This is a genomic window from Acinetobacter sp. A3, assembly GCF_012371415.1.
In the GTDB taxonomy this organism is placed as follows: Bacteria; Pseudomonadota; Gammaproteobacteria; order Pseudomonadales; family Moraxellaceae; genus Acinetobacter.
This window is the reverse complement of sequence record NZ_JAAZQW010000009.1, coordinates 20971-36079: the sequence shown is the minus strand read 5'-3', so window position 1 is coordinate 36079 and position 15109 is coordinate 20971. Positions and strand designations below refer to the sequence as shown.

Here is a 15109-nt window from a genome sequence, read left to right as displayed (position 1 = left end):
TGCGCTCAGAGAGATTCGAACTCCCGACCCCTTAGTTCGTAGCCAAGTGCTCTATCCAGCTGAGCTATGAGCGCGACATAAGTAAAGCGTGGCGGTGAGAGAGGGATTCGAACCCTCGATACAGTTGCCCGTATGCGTCCTTAGCAGGGACGTGGTTTCAGCCACTCACCCATCTCACCGTAACGTGCCGCCATAATACAAATTAAGTGCTAGTACTGCAAGCTTAGACACCACAATTTTTGCATATTTTTGCTCAATTAAATATTTTTTAAACAATTTTCATGCTTCAATGCAATAATTCAGCGTGATCTTTTGACATTGCATACATAAAAATCTGAAACATCGTAAAATAACGACAGAAAACACATTATTGCAATCATTTACGTGCAGTCTTCACGTACATGACTTATGCTAAACCTATCTTCTGACATGAAGTTTATTACATGATGAAAAATTGGGTCGATCCTGAAGCGAAAGCTGAAGCCGAACGTTACGAAAATCCTATTCCAAGCCGTACCTTAATCTTAGAAACCATTGAAACACTGCAAGCGGCACAGTCACATGCAGACTTGGTCGAGCATTTTGCCATTGCAGATCAAAAAAGTATTGATGCGTTAAGCCATCGTTTAATTGCCATGGTGCGTGATGGTCAGCTCATGAAAGATGGATTTAAGTTCCAGCTGGCTGCAGAACAACCGACCCATGACGCCACGGTTTACATCAACAGTAAAGGTTTAGGCTCTGCCAATATTTCAGGCCATGATGATATTTTGCTGCCTGAACGTGAACTGCGTTTAGTGTTTAATGGCGATCAGGTTAAAGTCCGCCAGACTTCAGTGGATCGTAAAGGCAAAGCATGGGGCTTTATTACTGAAGTCACCCAGCGTCGCGTCAAACAAATCATTGGTAAATTGTCAGAATACGATGGTGAATATTTTATTCAGCCTGCCCAGCCGAATAGCCATCAACCCATTACCTTAGAAAAAGAACTGATTGAACATGCCCAAGTCAAACTGGGCGACTCTGTACGCATTGCAATTGACGACTATCCAACTCGTGAAGAGTTTGCGACTGGTCATATTGTTCAGTCCATGGCAGATAAAGCAGATACCGAAATTATTATTCCACAAACCATTTTGGAATTTGGTCTACCGTATGAATTTCCTGAAGCCGTGATTCAGGAAGCTGAAAGTTTTCAAGAACCTACGGCGCAAGACCGTGAAGGTCGCATCGACTTACGTGATTTAGCCCTAGTTACCATTGATGGTGAAGATGCGCGTGACTTTGACGATGCTGTCTATGCCGAAAAACGCCCAGGCGGGGGTTACCGTGTCGTGGTTGCCATTGCCGATGTCAGCCATTATGTACGTCCTGGCAAACCGCTAGATGATGAAGCGCAGGAACGTGGTACTTCGGTGTATTTCCCACACTTTGTATTGCCAATGCTGCCTGAAGCACTTTCTAATGGTTTATGCTCTCTGAACCCGCATGTAGACCGTTTATGTATGGTCTGTGACTTAAAACTGTCACGTGCAGGTCGTGTTACAGGGTTTGAGTTTTATCCATCGGTCATGCATTCCAAAGCACGTTTAACCTATACCCAAGTGGCTCAATATTTTGAGGGTGACAGTGCTGCCATTCCAGAAGATCGTGAAGTACGTAAATCACTGAATACCCTGTTCCAGTTGTATCAGGTGCTGAAAGGTTTACGTGCTGAACGTCATGCCATGGAATTTGAAACCGTTGAAACCTACATGACCTTTGATGAGTTGGGTGGAATTAACGAAATTTTGCCACGCACCCGTAACGATGCACATAAACTGATTGAAGAATGTATGTTGCTAGCCAACGTCGCAGCAGCAGAATATGCACTAAAACACGATGTGCCAATGCTGTACCGCGTGCATGAACCACCAGAGTTTTCACGTATTCAAAAAGTTCGTGATTTTGTCAAACTGCTTGGCTTGCATTTCCCAGAACAGCCAACGCAAGCTGACTATCAAGCTGTGATTGAAGCCACCAAAGACCGTATTGATGCCCCTAGTATTCATGCAGTGTTATTACGCTCCATGATGCAGGCCTATTATGGTGCCAATAATGCAGGACACTATGGCTTGGCTTATGATGCCTACACGCATTTCACCTCGCCAATTCGCCGCTACCCTGACCTGTTATTACACCGTGCCATTAAAGCGCATTTAAAACAAAAGCCATCTCCACTGTCTGGTGCAGCTTTAGATGATGCAGGCGAACACTATTCTGCAACCGAACGTCGTGCCGACGAAGCCTCACGCTCAGTCACCACATGGCTAAAATGTCACTATATGCAGCAGCATTTAGGTGAAGAGTTTGTAGGAGTCATTTCTGCAGTAGCTGAGTTTGGTCTGTTTGTAACGCTTAAAGACCTTTATGTAGATGGCATGATTCACGTTAGCCAATTGGGCGATGACTTCTTTGTCTTTGACCAAGCCAGCCAAAGTCTGATTGGACAAGCACGAGGTCAAAGCTTTAGCTTGGGCGATGAAGTCAAAATTAAAGTCGCAGCAGTCAATTTAGAAGACCGTAAAATTGATTTTGAATTGATGCAGCAGCTTACCCATGCAGGCCGTGCAGTTCGTATGCGTGCACCACGTGTAGCAAAGCCAATCAGCCGTGAAGCCACTGAACAAGTCTTTTCTGAACGTCCAAGCAAAGCGACTTTAAGTGAAAACGGTGAACAACCTGTACCAAAGAAAAAAGCCAAGAGCAAACCTAGCTCATACAGTAAAAAATCTTCGGCCAAGTCTGAAAGCAAGCCTAAAGACAAAGTGAAGAAAAAGACCAAAGTCAAAAAGAAAAAAGCCAATGCCAAGTCTAAATTAGATTAGCGTGTACTGTTTTCTTGAAACTTCAAAAAGAGCTACGGCTCTTTTTGTTTTTTCAGCGGTTCAGAACAGCTTAACTACATTATTGTGCCTGATTCATCAGTCTAAGCGGCTAAATCTGTGTGCACACCTTGATTTCAGCCCTCAAAAGCCCTACATCTATAAATAATGAACGAAATGAATATGGCATTTAAAATATGAAATTACAGCAAGCAACCTTACCTGTTCCACAATTTGATCAAATTACACTGGCAGATTTAAAACAAAAAATTGAACACGCCATTCAGCAAGGGCAGCAGTTTTTAAATACGCTTACGGCTGTACCTGACAATACCACGGCGCAACTGCAGATTTTGGAACAGATTGACCAGCTCGAAAATAATATGAGTGAGGCATGGGGTGTACTGTCACATTTAAATGCCGTCATGAATAACCCTGAAACCCGTGAAGTGTATCAGGCGCTATTACCGAGTTTAAGTGACTACTACACACAGCTTGGTCAACACACGGTGTTGTACCAAACTTATCAACATATCCACGATGCCAACACATTTAAAGATTTACCTGCCGCACAACAAAGTGCAATTCAACTGGCTTTACGTGACTTTAAGCTTTCAGGTGTCGCCTTAGAAGGTGAAGCCAAAAAACGCTATGCCGAAATTTCTGCACGTTTATCGCAACTGTCCTCTGACTTTTCCAATCACGTGCTTGATGCCACACAAGCCTATTACAAAGTTTTATCGGAAGATGAACTCAAAGGTTTGCCACAAAGTAGCATTGAGTTACTGAAACAATATGGTCAGCAACGTGAGTTGGAACAAGCTGTAGCCACACTGGATATTCCTGCATATTTAGCCATTATGACCTATGCAGATGACCGTGCTTTACGTGAAACTCTATATCAAGCTTACACCACACGAGCATCCGATCAATCAGACCAGTCTGAATTTGACAATACACCAATCATGCAAGAAATCCTGAATTTGCGCCAAGAAATGGCTCAGCTGCTCGGTTTTAACAATTACGCAGAATTATCCCTTGCCAGCAAAATGGCACCAAGTGTCGAAGCAGTCGATCAGTTCTTGCGTGAACTAGCAGAACATGCACGAGCACCTGCAGAAAAGGAAATTGCAGAACTTAAAGCCATTGCTGCCAAAGACGGCATTGATACCCTGCAACCATGGGATACAGGCTACTATTCAGAAAAATTAAAACTGCAACAATTTAACCTTTCGCAGGAGATGCTAAAACCGTATTTCCCTGCCCCTAGAGTGGTAGATGGCTTGTTTAACATCGTAAAGCGTTTATACGATGTTGATATTATTGAGCGTGCTGCCCCTGTTTGGCACCCGGATGCACGCTATTTTGAGCTTGAAGATCAAGGGCAAGTGATTGGTGGTTTTTACTTTGACCTGTATGCGCGTACAGGCAAACGTGGCGGCGCATGGATGAGTGGTTTCCGCTCACGCATGCAACTCTCTCAAAATTTACAAAAACCGATTTGCTATATGGTGTGTAACTTTACCCCACCTGTGGCAGACCAACCTGCCCTACTCACCCATGATGAAGTAATTACTCTGTTCCATGAGTTTGGTCATGGTTTACACCACATGCTGACTGAAGTGGATAATATTTCTGTAGCAGGCACACATGGCGTGGCATGGGATGCAGTGGAATTACCAAGTCAGTTCATGGAATTCTGGACTTGGGATCAGGACAGTTTAGATATGCTGAGTGCGCACATTGATACGCAAGCGACACTACCTGAACACTTGCTCAAAGCGCTGTTAGATGCACGTTTCTTCCAATCAGGTATGCAAAGCCTACGTCAAATTGAATTTGCCCTATTTGACTTAAGTATTCACCGCAGCAACCCTGCATTAACCGCTGAACAGATTCAAGCCACCCTAAATGACATTCGCCAGAATTATGCCGTTGTGCCGACCACAAGCTATAACCGTTTCCAGCACAGCTTTAGCCATATTTTCGCAGGCGGCTATGCAGCAGGTTATTATTCGTACAAATGGGCAGAGGTTTTGGCCAGTGATGCCTTTGATCGTTTTGAAAATGAAGGACTGTTTAATACCGAAACGGGTAAGCAGTTTAGACAGTTTATTCTAGCAGTTGGCGGAAAAGATTCAGCACTTGATGCATTTATCAATTTCCGCGGACGCGAGCCAAAAATAGACGCACTATTACGTCATCAAGGTTGGACGAACACGGTGAAAAACGCTTAAACTAAGAACTTTAGATGAAGTTAGGGGAGTCATGATGACCATTAAACGTCGTTTCATTGCAGGCGCAAAATGTCCAAAATGTCAGGCGATGGATCGGGTTGTCATGCTCACCGCTGGCGAAGCTGAATGGATCGAATGCATCGAATGTGATTATACGGAAAACCGTCCAACACATATTGATGAACCTGAAATCCCTGAGATTTCAGATGAAGTTGGGGTGATCCAGTTTAAGCCTCGTCAGTCAAAATAAAACAATAAGGTTCAACGCATGACTGAAGATCAACGACATAACCCTAAATTCCTGTGGGCGATTACGGGGAGCTTAATTGTTGTCATTATTGCCGTGTTTATCTTTCAATGGATGGGCAGCGCAGACAATGACACAGACATGCAAGCCACACCACCAGTAACGGCTCCTGCGGCTAAATCTGCACCACCCGAAGCAACTTCGTTGCAAGATGCAGAAGCAGCACCAAAACAGTTGGTCACTGAAGATTTACTTAAAGCGCCTGTTCCTGAAAATGCTGCTCTTGCAAAAGAAGAAGTGGCTAAATTGGATGACATTCGAAACCAATTGAATGATCAGAGCAGCTTGTTAAAACAGCAGCATGCCGATGCCGATGAGTTGATTAAACTCAAAGAAGAACAAATTAAAATTTTGGAGGCACAGCTAGCGCAATAACAGCCTTGCTGTGCAATATCTCGTCTGTACGTCGTCAATTTAAGCTAGAATAGCCCTAGGTTATTCTGGCTTTATTTGTATGACATCTCCCAGTTCTGCCCAACAGAATTTGCTCAAAGCAATCATGCTGTTGACCTGCTCGGCTTTTCTTTTTTCATTGATGGGTGTCTGCGTGCGTTATGCCTCAGAAACGGTAGATAACGCCACTGTGGTCTTTTTCCGCAATTTTATCGGCATCTTTATTTTTATCCCGCTACTTTTTAACAAAGGCTTGAGCTTTTTTAAAACACAAAAATTGTGGATGCATACTTGGCGTTCTGTGGTCGGTCTTACCGCCATGTATGGCTTTTTCTATGCCATTGCCAATTTAAAACTGTCCAATGCAATGGTTTTTACTTACTCCTCACCAATCTTTATTCCGCTGATTGCATGGCTGTTCCTTAAAGAAAAAATCACCAAGTCGATGCTTTTGGCTGCATGTATCGGTCTATTTGGCGTGTTGTTTGTGGCCAAACCCGATGCAGGTATGTTTAACAGTATGTCTGCCATTGGTCTCAGTGCCAGTTTTTTAGCAGCAATGGCATTTGTCACAGTACGTGCTCTGACACAAACCGAACCACCTGAACGGATTGTGTTTTACTTTTGCCTGATTGGTACGCTCATTTCGGTCATTCCTATGTTTTGGTCATGGCGTCCCTATACTTGGACTGAACTGAGTTTTTTAATTGGTGCAGGACTCTTGGCCAATATCAGTCAGATTTTTATGTCAAATGCCTATCGTCTTGCCCCTGCTGGCCAAATTGGCCCCGTAAATTATATTGCGATTATTTTTGCAGGAATTTGGGGCTTCAGTTTTTGGCAAGAAACGCCTGATGTGTTTAGCTTAATTGGTTTTGCTCTAATTCTGACTGCCATCGTGTTATGCAGTCCATTGCTACAAAAACGCTGGCATCACCACCCTTCAGACCATTAAGTTTATCAATCAGATCATTCGGATACAAAATACCCTGTCACAAGGACAGGGTATTTAAGATTTTATTAATTATATAAGGCTTATCAAAAGCTTACTCATACCAACCGAATAACTTAAACATATAAGGCACATAGGCAATGATAAGCATAGCTGGCAGCATCACAATCACAGGTAAAATCCAGCGTTCAAAGCGATAGTAGAAGGATTTATGTCTGACTTCTGCATCTGCTGCTGCAACTTCTTCATCGCCAATGGACTGACGTGCCAATAAATGGTTCAGTGCCACAGGTGGTGTGACATAGCCTAGCTCGAAGCCAATCAGAGTAATCATCCAGAAATGCACAGGATGAATACCATATTGATAAGCTACAGGGGCAACCGTTGCAGAAATCAGAATCACCGCACCAAACGGATCCATGATCATTCCCACAAAAATCATCAGGGCAACAATCAAACTAATCACAATGAAGATGCTGCTAATATCAGTTGGGAAAGCATCCATAATTTCAATGCGTTCTAAATAGCCCCCTACGCTCACCGACAGCGCCATCAGAATCACCAAAGCACCAATGTGTCCCACCGTTTCACTGGTAGATAGATGTAATGCTTTAAAGAATCCATATTGACGCAATGGTGAGTCTGGAGCAGTCAGTAATGAGCGCTCCGCAGAATTTTCAGTCTGTGATGCTGCGGGCTGCGTATCTAAGGTCTGATCCCACTGCCCCATTGGTGGAATCGGTGCAGGTTCGTGGCGTAATTTATCAAACAACACCATCATCAAAAGAATCACAGGCATCATCACAGGTGCTGTAAATTCATTCATATTGGTGTCGAGAGCATATTTATAGAAAGCCCAAATCAACACAAAAATGATGATATACGGCAAGACTGGGCCTAAAGCACGGAATGACAGAGGTGCAGCAACACTTGGCGCAGCAATACGGAATTTACTCTCGGCAAAGAACAGCGAAATGATCAAGAATAAAGTTGAGGTCAATAAGAAGACATACAAGCCATAGTGATACAGCAAGTCCGTTGTAACTTCTTTATTGAGCGATGCCACGACCACAATCAAGAGACATGGACGTAAAACCACACCCATTGAACCAGACATCGCTGTGGCAGCCAATGCAAACTGACGACGTCCACCTGCATTCCAAACCTCTTTATAAATAATCGCACCTGCAGCAATTACAAAAATACCCGATGCACCTGTATAGGCTGTTGGTAAGGCTGCTGCAATCAAAATCAACCATGTAAGGGTTTCTGGGGCAAGATGCCATGGACGCAAAATATTCAAGAACAAGTCGACAATTCGAGTTTGTTTCAGCAACATCCCCGCCCAAATAAACAGCGCCAAATTGAGGAAGATACTGGAGAATTCAACCAACTGCCCCAAGTAAATCCCTTGCCCCATCGGATAATCCATCAGGAAGGTGAAGGAAAAGCCTGTACTAATCGCCATATACGCGTACAAAGGTACACTCAGGAAAGCCAACCCTAAACTGCCGCCCTCACGTGTCGGTGCAGGTGGTTTGAACAACTGAAATAGGCTGATCAAGGTGAGCGTTGTAAACAAGATCATCCACAGCCAGTAAATAATCTGCATCTCGCTGCTCATCGGTACGCCCGAATTCAGCACAGAACGATATTGGCTAATACTTGATGCGGTCAAGAAACCATTTGCCACCAGCATTAAGGTCGAATACACCTTAAAATCAATTTTCGTGGCAGGCCCACGTAAACCAATATGGTGGGTTTTTAAAGTGGCACTAATTGCCGCAAACACCACCATCAACACCAACAAAATAGCGCGATTTTCAGTACCAAATTTAAAGATGCCAAAAAATGAGGTTTCTACCGTACGGTAGAGCGCTAAGCTTGGATGCGCTTGAATGTGCTGAATCGCTTGATCGTGAAATTGATATTTTTCTTCACAAATTTGTTTAGCCGCCAAAATAGAAGAACGCACATCGGACTCTGAAGCTGTCCCAAAAATATCGGCAAACTCATCGGCAGCATTGGCCTGCATTTGTGCCTTCACCTGTGCATCTACATCGGGGTTGCGCTCACAATCGGGCGCTGTCGGTTCAGCGCGTAAAAATGAATATTGCATGCCTGTTGCAGGGTCGCCATATAAGCGCTCGCCCATACGCAACAACTGACCATGTACCATTTCACCGGTGCCAATAATCAAGGTAAGTAACAGTAAGATCAAAATAACGAATGTAGAAATCCATTCTGTCCATATATGTCTGAGCAAAGCCAAGCCAGACCTGCGTTGTCCGTTATTGTGCATATATTGTCCTGTTTTTATTTTGCGCAGAAACCAAATCGCTCGAATCTCTGTCGGTTTTTCATCAATAGAAAAATCCATCTTCTATTGGGTTTTTTATATTCTGTTTAAATGTGCATCAAAGTAATGATCATTAAAATGACAATATAGATTTTCTTTTTCGTTAAAATGGTCAACTGTCATACGGTTCGGTTGCTATCGTTGTATTGGAATATGCTTTATTTAGGGTCGATGCAATAGGCCCAAATAATATAGCCCAATGCAAAAAATACCCCCCAAATCACCCCCAGTAAATGCGCTTCAACTAAAACAGGGCTACCAATGAGTTCAGCTGTACCCAAACTGCCCATGGTATTTTCCCAGAATAGTTTTAGTAAAATCAGCGTCAATACCAAAGTGGCAAAACTACGTTCTTTTTTATAGAGTAAATGAACACAAGCTACGGCCACATAAGCACCATGCAGCACACCAGACAGGCCTGCATAGGCATCAATATCGGCAAGAAAATAATAAAAACTCAAACTGATTGCAGGGGGTAACACCAAGAGCAGTGCGGCAAAGTGCCAGACTTTGGCATGTGGAAAAATAAAAGGTAAACAGGCAAAAGCAATCATGTTGAGTAAGTAATGTATCCAACCGACATGTACCCAATGCCCTGTCCATAAACGCCAGAACTCATCCAGCAAATGGCTAGACCAGTAAATAAAATGCTCTGCAAAGACCTGTAAGCATGCAGAAATTGACATACATGCCGCAATAAACACAATTTTTCGATTGAGAAATTGAGATGAATATTGCATAGGTAACTTTGCCCTCCAGTTATTCTTATTATGTCCTGATATTCAACAATGCTTGCCCAATGTGAATACAACAACAATTCAGATTGGGCAAAGTTGCTTACAGTTTACAGTTGTGCTGCGGTATCCTCATTAAACAAATCATCTAATTCTGATGAGTTGTCCTGTTCATCCCAGAAGCGCTTCATTGCATCATCATTGCCACGGATCCCTGTATTTTCTGTCCAATAACGGTCAGAAATTCCTTGTACCATGCTTCCGGCCATGGCATCAATCAGTTTAAATTGTGGATTGACAGGTTTTTCGTCACTGCGAGCATTAGCAAAAGATTTTAAAGCATCCCGAATTTTGGCATCTTCACCACTGGCTTGCGCTGCAACTGCATACAAAGCATGAGATAAACGTACACCTTTGGCTTCGCCAATTTGCATGGATTGTTTTAAGGTTTGATACGGATCAGGTTTACCATCTCCTGCACCTGGCAATAAGGTCCAAATTACTGCACGGGTGGCTTCAGGTGCACCCCAGAATTTTTCATTGTTTAAACAGGTCATTCCACGTTCAACAATTGCTGCAATATCTTTAGGTACATGCACAGCACCGCCTGAATTAATATCATTGGTCATGGCTTGTAAACCACTGAGCATGCCCAGCATATATACGGTTTGTTCAATATCGCCGTTCATTTTAGGGCAGCCTTCTCCTAAGGCTTTTCTATATTTCTTTTCCCAACGATGCTGAAACAGTTGATAACCCGTATATTGGCGTTGTGCTGCCAATGCTGCCCAGCGTTTTTGCTGAATACGCGCATCTTGTGCCTCTGACACCTGCCCTGCTTTGGCCGCACGTAAATAGCGCAGCTCTGCATCCAAGGCTTTTTCTTCAGCACAAATTCCTGCAGCCGAGTACATCAATACTGCAACACGTGTCGGGTCTGCACCCATGTCTTTGGTGGCCATAATGGCTGGTGTAAGTGAGTTACCAGAATTACACACCATTTCAGCATCTTCCATGGCCAAAATTGGCGGCACAATATGCTTTTCAGTAAAACCAAGCGCGACATTCGCTCCCGTTTTAACCACTTGTGAACAACCTGATAATAATAAACTTGTGATTGCGAATACGGCCACACCCTGGCCTATTTTTTGGACTTGCGACATTTTCCTGTCCTCTATAATTGTGTTTATGTCCATTGCAACAAACATAGCAGAAGCAATATCTGAATAAAAGCATCTTGCTTCAGCTTCAGATAGATAACTTTGCCATGTTTTTCAGTCTTGAAAATTGACTGTAATCTGTCATCCGACAAAATTTAGGCAAAAAAAAGTAGCATTGCGACGGTTCAGCACATGCTACTTATTAACTGGTACCCGCTTACGCGGTATAAATAAAAAATCTTTCAACAAATTACAATCCAATCATTTCATTGCTCTGCAATGTATTGCTCTACACTTGTCTGGAATCAATATAACCAAAAATAGGGATAAGGTTAATCTTTTTTGCCAATTTAAAATGACTGATTAGAGCACAAAAAGTGAGTGATTTTTTTATCTTTATGATAATTATGTTTTTTTATTTTATTAAAAATATACAAATGTCCGAAAACTAGAGCATTTTCGCCAATACTTTAAGTGCTTTCCATTCGGCAGTAGAAACTTGATCACACCAAATCACAGCAGGTTTTAATGCCTTCTGAAAATACAGCACAATATAAATTTGATGATCAACGACTTGCCGCAACTGTACGCGACGAATTTCTGTTTGCTGCGGTGTCGTTTTTCTTAGTGTTTTTATATGCTGTGATGCTGCCTGCGGAGCAAAATAGGCAATCGACCATTCATGTTCATCTAACTGATCTAAACTCAGGATGCGATTGCTCTTTAAAAATTTGAAATAGGCTCCGCCTAAAATTAGACAACAACAAAGCCATAGCCATGTTGCTAAAACCTGTGCCAAAAGCAGCACAATCACACTTCCAACCATCAGCTGAAACAGCAAAGCCAAACGACTGCGTTTCAGCTGAATTTGCTGTTTAGCCATGTACATAATTTTTGAGTTTTTGAATAAAGTCTTTTAACTCAGGGCGTGGCGGCTCAGCTACTTCCATAAACCAGTCCAGTAAGTCTGGGTCTTCCTGTGCAACCAAATCGGCAAACATTTGTTTTTCTTCTGCGCTGGCATTTAGATAATGATTTTTTACATACGGGTCAAAGTAGACATCAATTTCCTTTAAACCACGACGGGCGCGGTAAATGACTTTACGTTCTTCTAAGCTGATGTCTTCACTCATGGTTATTCCCCATTCAAATTAAACTCCAGCTAGTTTAACCGACCCCTTTTAAAGTTTCGATGACTTTTGTGCAGCATTGACCAAAAGCATCATTCTGTCTGCTGAATTAAGCATTCTGCACCTTGTTCAGCTTAAGTAACTCTTCTAAGGTGAATTTAAAACAACACCATCAGGAAGATGACCCTATGCAATCTGCTGCAATTCGTCCCATTCAAAATATGTTGCCACGAACTTTATTTAATGCTGAACATGAAAGTTTTCGTGATTTAGTGCGCAAATTTTATCTGCAGGAGGTGATTCCGCATACAGAAAGATTTGAAGCACAACAGCATGTAGACCGTGAACTTTGGCAAAAAGCAGGTGCATTGGGTTTACTGTGCAGCACCATGCCTGAACAGTATGGAGGTTCAGCGGTAAACCGTTTATACAGCATGATTCTACTTGAAGAACAAGCCTATGCAGGTGACAGTGCTACAGGATTTTCACTGCACTCAGATATTGTTGCAAATTACATCAACAACTTTGGGACTGACGCGCAAAAACAGCATTGGTTAGCACGAATGGCCACGGGTGAAGTCATTACCGCCATTGCCATGACCGAACCAGGCACAGGTTCGGACTTACAAGCAGTGCGTACAACTGCAGTAATAGATGGTGATGACTATGTGATTAACGGTTCTAAAATTTTTATTACCAATGGCTATTTGTGCGATATGGCTATCGTAGTTTGTAAAACAGGCAATACCGATAAAGGCTCGGCAAATTTATCTTTAATTATGGTCGAAGCAGATCGAGTCGGTTTTAGCAAAGGCAAACCACTGAATAAAATTGGAATGAAAGGCCAAGACACTTGTGAGCTGTTTTTTGACAATGTTCGCGTACCACGAGCGAATTTACTCGGCACTGAAGGCGCAGGGTTTATGCTACTCATGCAAGAACTGGCTTGGGAACGTTTGATCGTCGCTATTCTGTGCCAAGCTGGCGCAGAAGCTGCCTTTGCACACACTTTGCAATATACCCAACAACGACATGCCTTTGGTAAAAGCTTGAAAAGTTTTCAAAATACGCGTTTTAAACTAGCAGAGCTGCGTACAGAAATCGATTTCTGCCGTACTTTTGTCGATGGCTGCATGCAACTGCAACTGAATAATCAACTCAGCGTAGAAGCGGCTGCAGCGGCAAAATACAAAGTTTCAGAACTGTATTCCAAAGTGGTCGATGAATGCTTACAACTACATGGTGGTTATGGCTATATGCTGGAATATCCAATTGCACGTGCCTATTTAGACAATCGTGCCAATCGTATTTATGCAGGCAGCAATGAAATTATGAAGGAGTTGATTGCACGTTCTTTATAGAGCATCGATCCATGCAGAGAATTTGGTGCAAGCGTATCTTGCATACACTTGCACCATAAGTTTTAAGACACTAATTTCGGCTTACGCTGCTGCACTGGTGCCTGTTTTTTGAATTTTAAAATACCATCTTCAAAACTGGCTTGTTTCAATGTTTTACGATCTTTCAAATAGTTATTGGTCACACGCCATGGTGCATGTTTGCCTTGTTTCGGCATCACATCGGCAGCCCGGGCAATGTAGCCTGAACTTAAACTGCCCAACACCGTATCTTCCAACAACTCAGTTTGATCACCTTGTGGGATGACCTCATCATAGCCTTGTTGATCCATATAGTTGAATAAACGACAGATATAATCCGCGGCAACATCAACTTTTAAAGTCCAAGACGCATTGATATAACCAATAATTAACGCCATATTCGGTACATCACTCACCATTACGCCCTGATAAAGCATGTGCTTCGAGGTATCCATTGGCTGACCGTCAATTGTGGCTTGTATGCCCCCTAGAATCTGAATGTTCAAGCCTGTTGCAGACACAATAATATCTGCGTCTAAATGCTTACCTGATTTTAATTGCACCCCTGTTTCGGTAAATTGCACGATATGATCCGTTTCAATTGATGCATGGCCTTCACGTAAAATGGTAAATAAATCTCCATCAGGCACGACACATAAGCGTTGATCCCACGGATTATAATGCGGCGTGAAATGTTTCATGTCGACTTTGCCTTTGAGCTGCATCTGAATCGACTTTAATAACAAAGTGCGGAGCAATTTTGGTTGCTTTTGTGCCAAGGCATAAATGGCACGCTGCATGCCAATGTTACGTGCACGTATAATTTTATAAGCAACATCTTCAGGTAAAACCTTACGCATCTGCTCGTAAACAAAATCCATAGCAGGCACAGATGCAATATAGGTTGGAGAGCGCTGCAACATCGTTACATGCGCTGCACCTCCTTTAACCATGGCAGGTACTAAAGTAATTGCCGTTGCTCCACTGCCAATAATGAGAACTTTTTTACCACGATAATCAAAATTTTCAGGCCAATGCTGCGGATGAATAAAAGTGCCTTTAAACGCTGCTTGATTTGGAAACTCCGGTTGAAAACCCTGATCATAGTTATAATAACCAGTACAACCGAGTACAAAATTAGCTACCCAAGTTTCAATCTGCTGGGCTGCATTTTCGATTTTTAACATCCATTTACGCGCTTGGCTGTCATAGTTAGCAGATAACACGCGATGCTGAAAATGAATTTTACTGTTTAATGATTTTTCTTGAATAACTTCAGCCAAATAACCTTTGATTGATGCGCCATCCGCCAGTACATTGGTTTTTTTCCAAGGTTTAAAGTTATAGCCAAAAGTAGACATATCCGAATCTGAACGAATACCAGGATATTGAAATAAGTCCCACGTTCCACCAAAACTTTGGCGACGCTCAATAATCTCAAAAGAACGCTGCGGGCAATGTTGCGTGAGGTGTGCAGCCAAACCAATACCCGAAATACCTGCCCCGATAATTAAAATATCAACCTGCTTATCCATGTTTTATTGTCCAGTTTGAATGATGATTTTTATTAAAACACATATTTGACAATACACAA

Annotated in this window: 12 protein-coding genes and 2 tRNA genes; 6 read left to right on the top strand and 8 right to left on the bottom strand. The window is 42.6% G+C overall.

What is annotated here, in order from left to right:
* Positions 1–74, bottom strand: a tRNA-Arg gene (locus HHA42_RS04955).
* A gap of 15 nt (positions 75–89) precedes the next feature.
* Positions 90–179 (bottom strand) — tRNA-Ser (locus HHA42_RS04950).
* Between the two features lie 264 nt (positions 180–443).
* Between HHA42_RS04950 and rnr the strand changes: the two genes are divergently transcribed.
* The 5 genes from rnr to HHA42_RS04925 all read left to right on the top strand — a co-directional run bounded on the left by rnr (position 444) and on the right by HHA42_RS04925 (position 6756).
* Positions 444–2867, top strand: coding sequence for a ribonuclease R (gene rnr / locus HHA42_RS04945; protein WP_168525599.1), 2424 nt, complete (start codon positions 444–446; stop codon positions 2865–2867).
* 194 nt (positions 2868–3061) lie between these two features.
* A complete protein-coding gene (locus HHA42_RS04940) occupies positions 3062–5101 on the top strand; it encodes a M3 family metallopeptidase (protein ID WP_168525597.1) in 2040 nt (679 codons plus the stop codon).
* A gap of 31 nt (positions 5102–5132) precedes the next feature.
* A complete protein-coding gene (locus HHA42_RS04935; protein ID WP_168418763.1) occupies positions 5133–5351 on the top strand; it encodes a YheV family putative zinc ribbon protein in 219 nt (72 codons plus the stop codon).
* 18 nt (positions 5352–5369) lie between these two features.
* Complete coding sequence (locus HHA42_RS04930; protein ID WP_168418764.1) at positions 5370–5783, top strand: hypothetical protein; 414 nt, start codon at positions 5370–5372, stop codon at positions 5781–5783.
* 79 nt (positions 5784–5862) lie between these two features.
* Positions 5863–6756 carry a DMT family transporter gene (locus tag HHA42_RS04925; protein ID WP_168418765.1) on the top strand — a complete coding sequence of 298 codons (894 nt, stop codon included), beginning with the start codon at positions 5863–5865 and terminating at the stop codon, positions 6754–6756.
* Between the two features lie 91 nt (positions 6757–6847).
* Here the strand turns inward: HHA42_RS04925 and HHA42_RS04920 are convergent, their stop codons facing one another.
* From HHA42_RS04920 to HHA42_RS04900, 5 genes are all read right to left on the bottom strand, one after another.
* Positions 6848–9055, bottom strand: coding sequence for a TRAP transporter large permease subunit (locus HHA42_RS04920; RefSeq protein ID WP_168418766.1), 2208 nt, complete (start codon positions 9053–9055; stop codon positions 6848–6850).
* Between the two features lie 215 nt (positions 9056–9270).
* The gene (gene rrtA / locus HHA42_RS04915; RefSeq protein WP_168418767.1) at positions 9271–9852 is read right to left on the bottom strand and encodes a rhombosortase; all 582 of its coding nucleotides are present in this window, start codon (positions 9850–9852) and stop codon (positions 9271–9273) included.
* 104 nt (positions 9853–9956) lie between these two features.
* Positions 9957–11009, bottom strand: a complete 1053-nt coding sequence (locus HHA42_RS04910; protein ID WP_168418768.1) for a hypothetical protein — start codon at positions 11007–11009, stop codon at positions 9957–9959.
* A gap of 445 nt (positions 11010–11454) precedes the next feature.
* The gene (locus HHA42_RS04905; protein ID WP_168418769.1) at positions 11455–11889 is read right to left on the bottom strand and encodes a hypothetical protein; all 435 of its coding nucleotides are present in this window, start codon (positions 11887–11889) and stop codon (positions 11455–11457) included.
* Positions 11882–12139, bottom strand: a complete 258-nt coding sequence (locus tag HHA42_RS04900) for a succinate dehydrogenase assembly factor 2 (RefSeq protein ID WP_168418770.1) — start codon at positions 12137–12139, stop codon at positions 11882–11884. Before HHA42_RS04900 ends, HHA42_RS04905 begins: the two co-directional genes overlap by 8 nt.
* A gap of 185 nt (positions 12140–12324) precedes the next feature.
* On the opposite strand from HHA42_RS04900, the gene HHA42_RS04895 reads away from it, so the two are divergent.
* A complete protein-coding gene (locus HHA42_RS04895; RefSeq protein ID WP_168418771.1) occupies positions 12325–13497 on the top strand; it encodes an acyl-CoA dehydrogenase family protein in 1173 nt (390 codons plus the stop codon).
* Between the two features lie 62 nt (positions 13498–13559).
* On the opposite strand, the gene HHA42_RS04890 is transcribed toward HHA42_RS04895, so the two are convergent.
* Complete coding sequence (locus HHA42_RS04890; protein ID WP_168525595.1) at positions 13560–15050, bottom strand: NAD(P)/FAD-dependent oxidoreductase; 1491 nt, start codon at positions 15048–15050, stop codon at positions 13560–13562.
* Between the last annotated feature and the right edge of the window lie 59 nt (positions 15051–15109).

Coding starts and splice junctions, on each gene's coding strand:
- HHA42_RS04940 (WP_168525597.1), top strand. CDS start 3,062: ATGAAATTACAGCAAGCAACCTTACCTGTTCCACAATTTGATCAAATT.
- HHA42_RS04905 (WP_168418769.1), bottom strand. CDS start 11,889: ATGGCTAAACAGCAAATTCAGCTGAAACGCAGTCGTTTGGCTTTGCTG.
- rrtA (WP_168418767.1), bottom strand. CDS start 9,852: ATGCAATATTCATCTCAATTTCTCAATCGAAAAATTGTGTTTATTGCG.
- HHA42_RS04930 (WP_168418764.1), top strand. CDS start 5,370: ATGACTGAAGATCAACGACATAACCCTAAATTCCTGTGGGCGATTACG.
- HHA42_RS04935 (WP_168418763.1), top strand. CDS start 5,133: ATGATGACCATTAAACGTCGTTTCATTGCAGGCGCAAAATGTCCAAAA.
- HHA42_RS04890 (WP_168525595.1), bottom strand. CDS start 15,050: ATGGATAAGCAGGTTGATATTTTAATTATCGGGGCAGGTATTTCGGGT.
- HHA42_RS04910 (WP_168418768.1), bottom strand. CDS start 11,009: ATGTCGCAAGTCCAAAAAATAGGCCAGGGTGTGGCCGTATTCGCAATC.
- HHA42_RS04925 (WP_168418765.1), top strand. CDS start 5,863: ATGACATCTCCCAGTTCTGCCCAACAGAATTTGCTCAAAGCAATCATG.
- HHA42_RS04895 (WP_168418771.1), top strand. CDS start 12,325: ATGCAATCTGCTGCAATTCGTCCCATTCAAAATATGTTGCCACGAACT.
- HHA42_RS04920 (WP_168418766.1), bottom strand. CDS start 9,055: ATGCACAATAACGGACAACGCAGGTCTGGCTTGGCTTTGCTCAGACAT.
- rnr (WP_168525599.1), top strand. CDS start 444: ATGATGAAAAATTGGGTCGATCCTGAAGCGAAAGCTGAAGCCGAACGT.
- HHA42_RS04900 (WP_168418770.1), bottom strand. CDS start 12,139: ATGAGTGAAGACATCAGCTTAGAAGAACGTAAAGTCATTTACCGCGCC.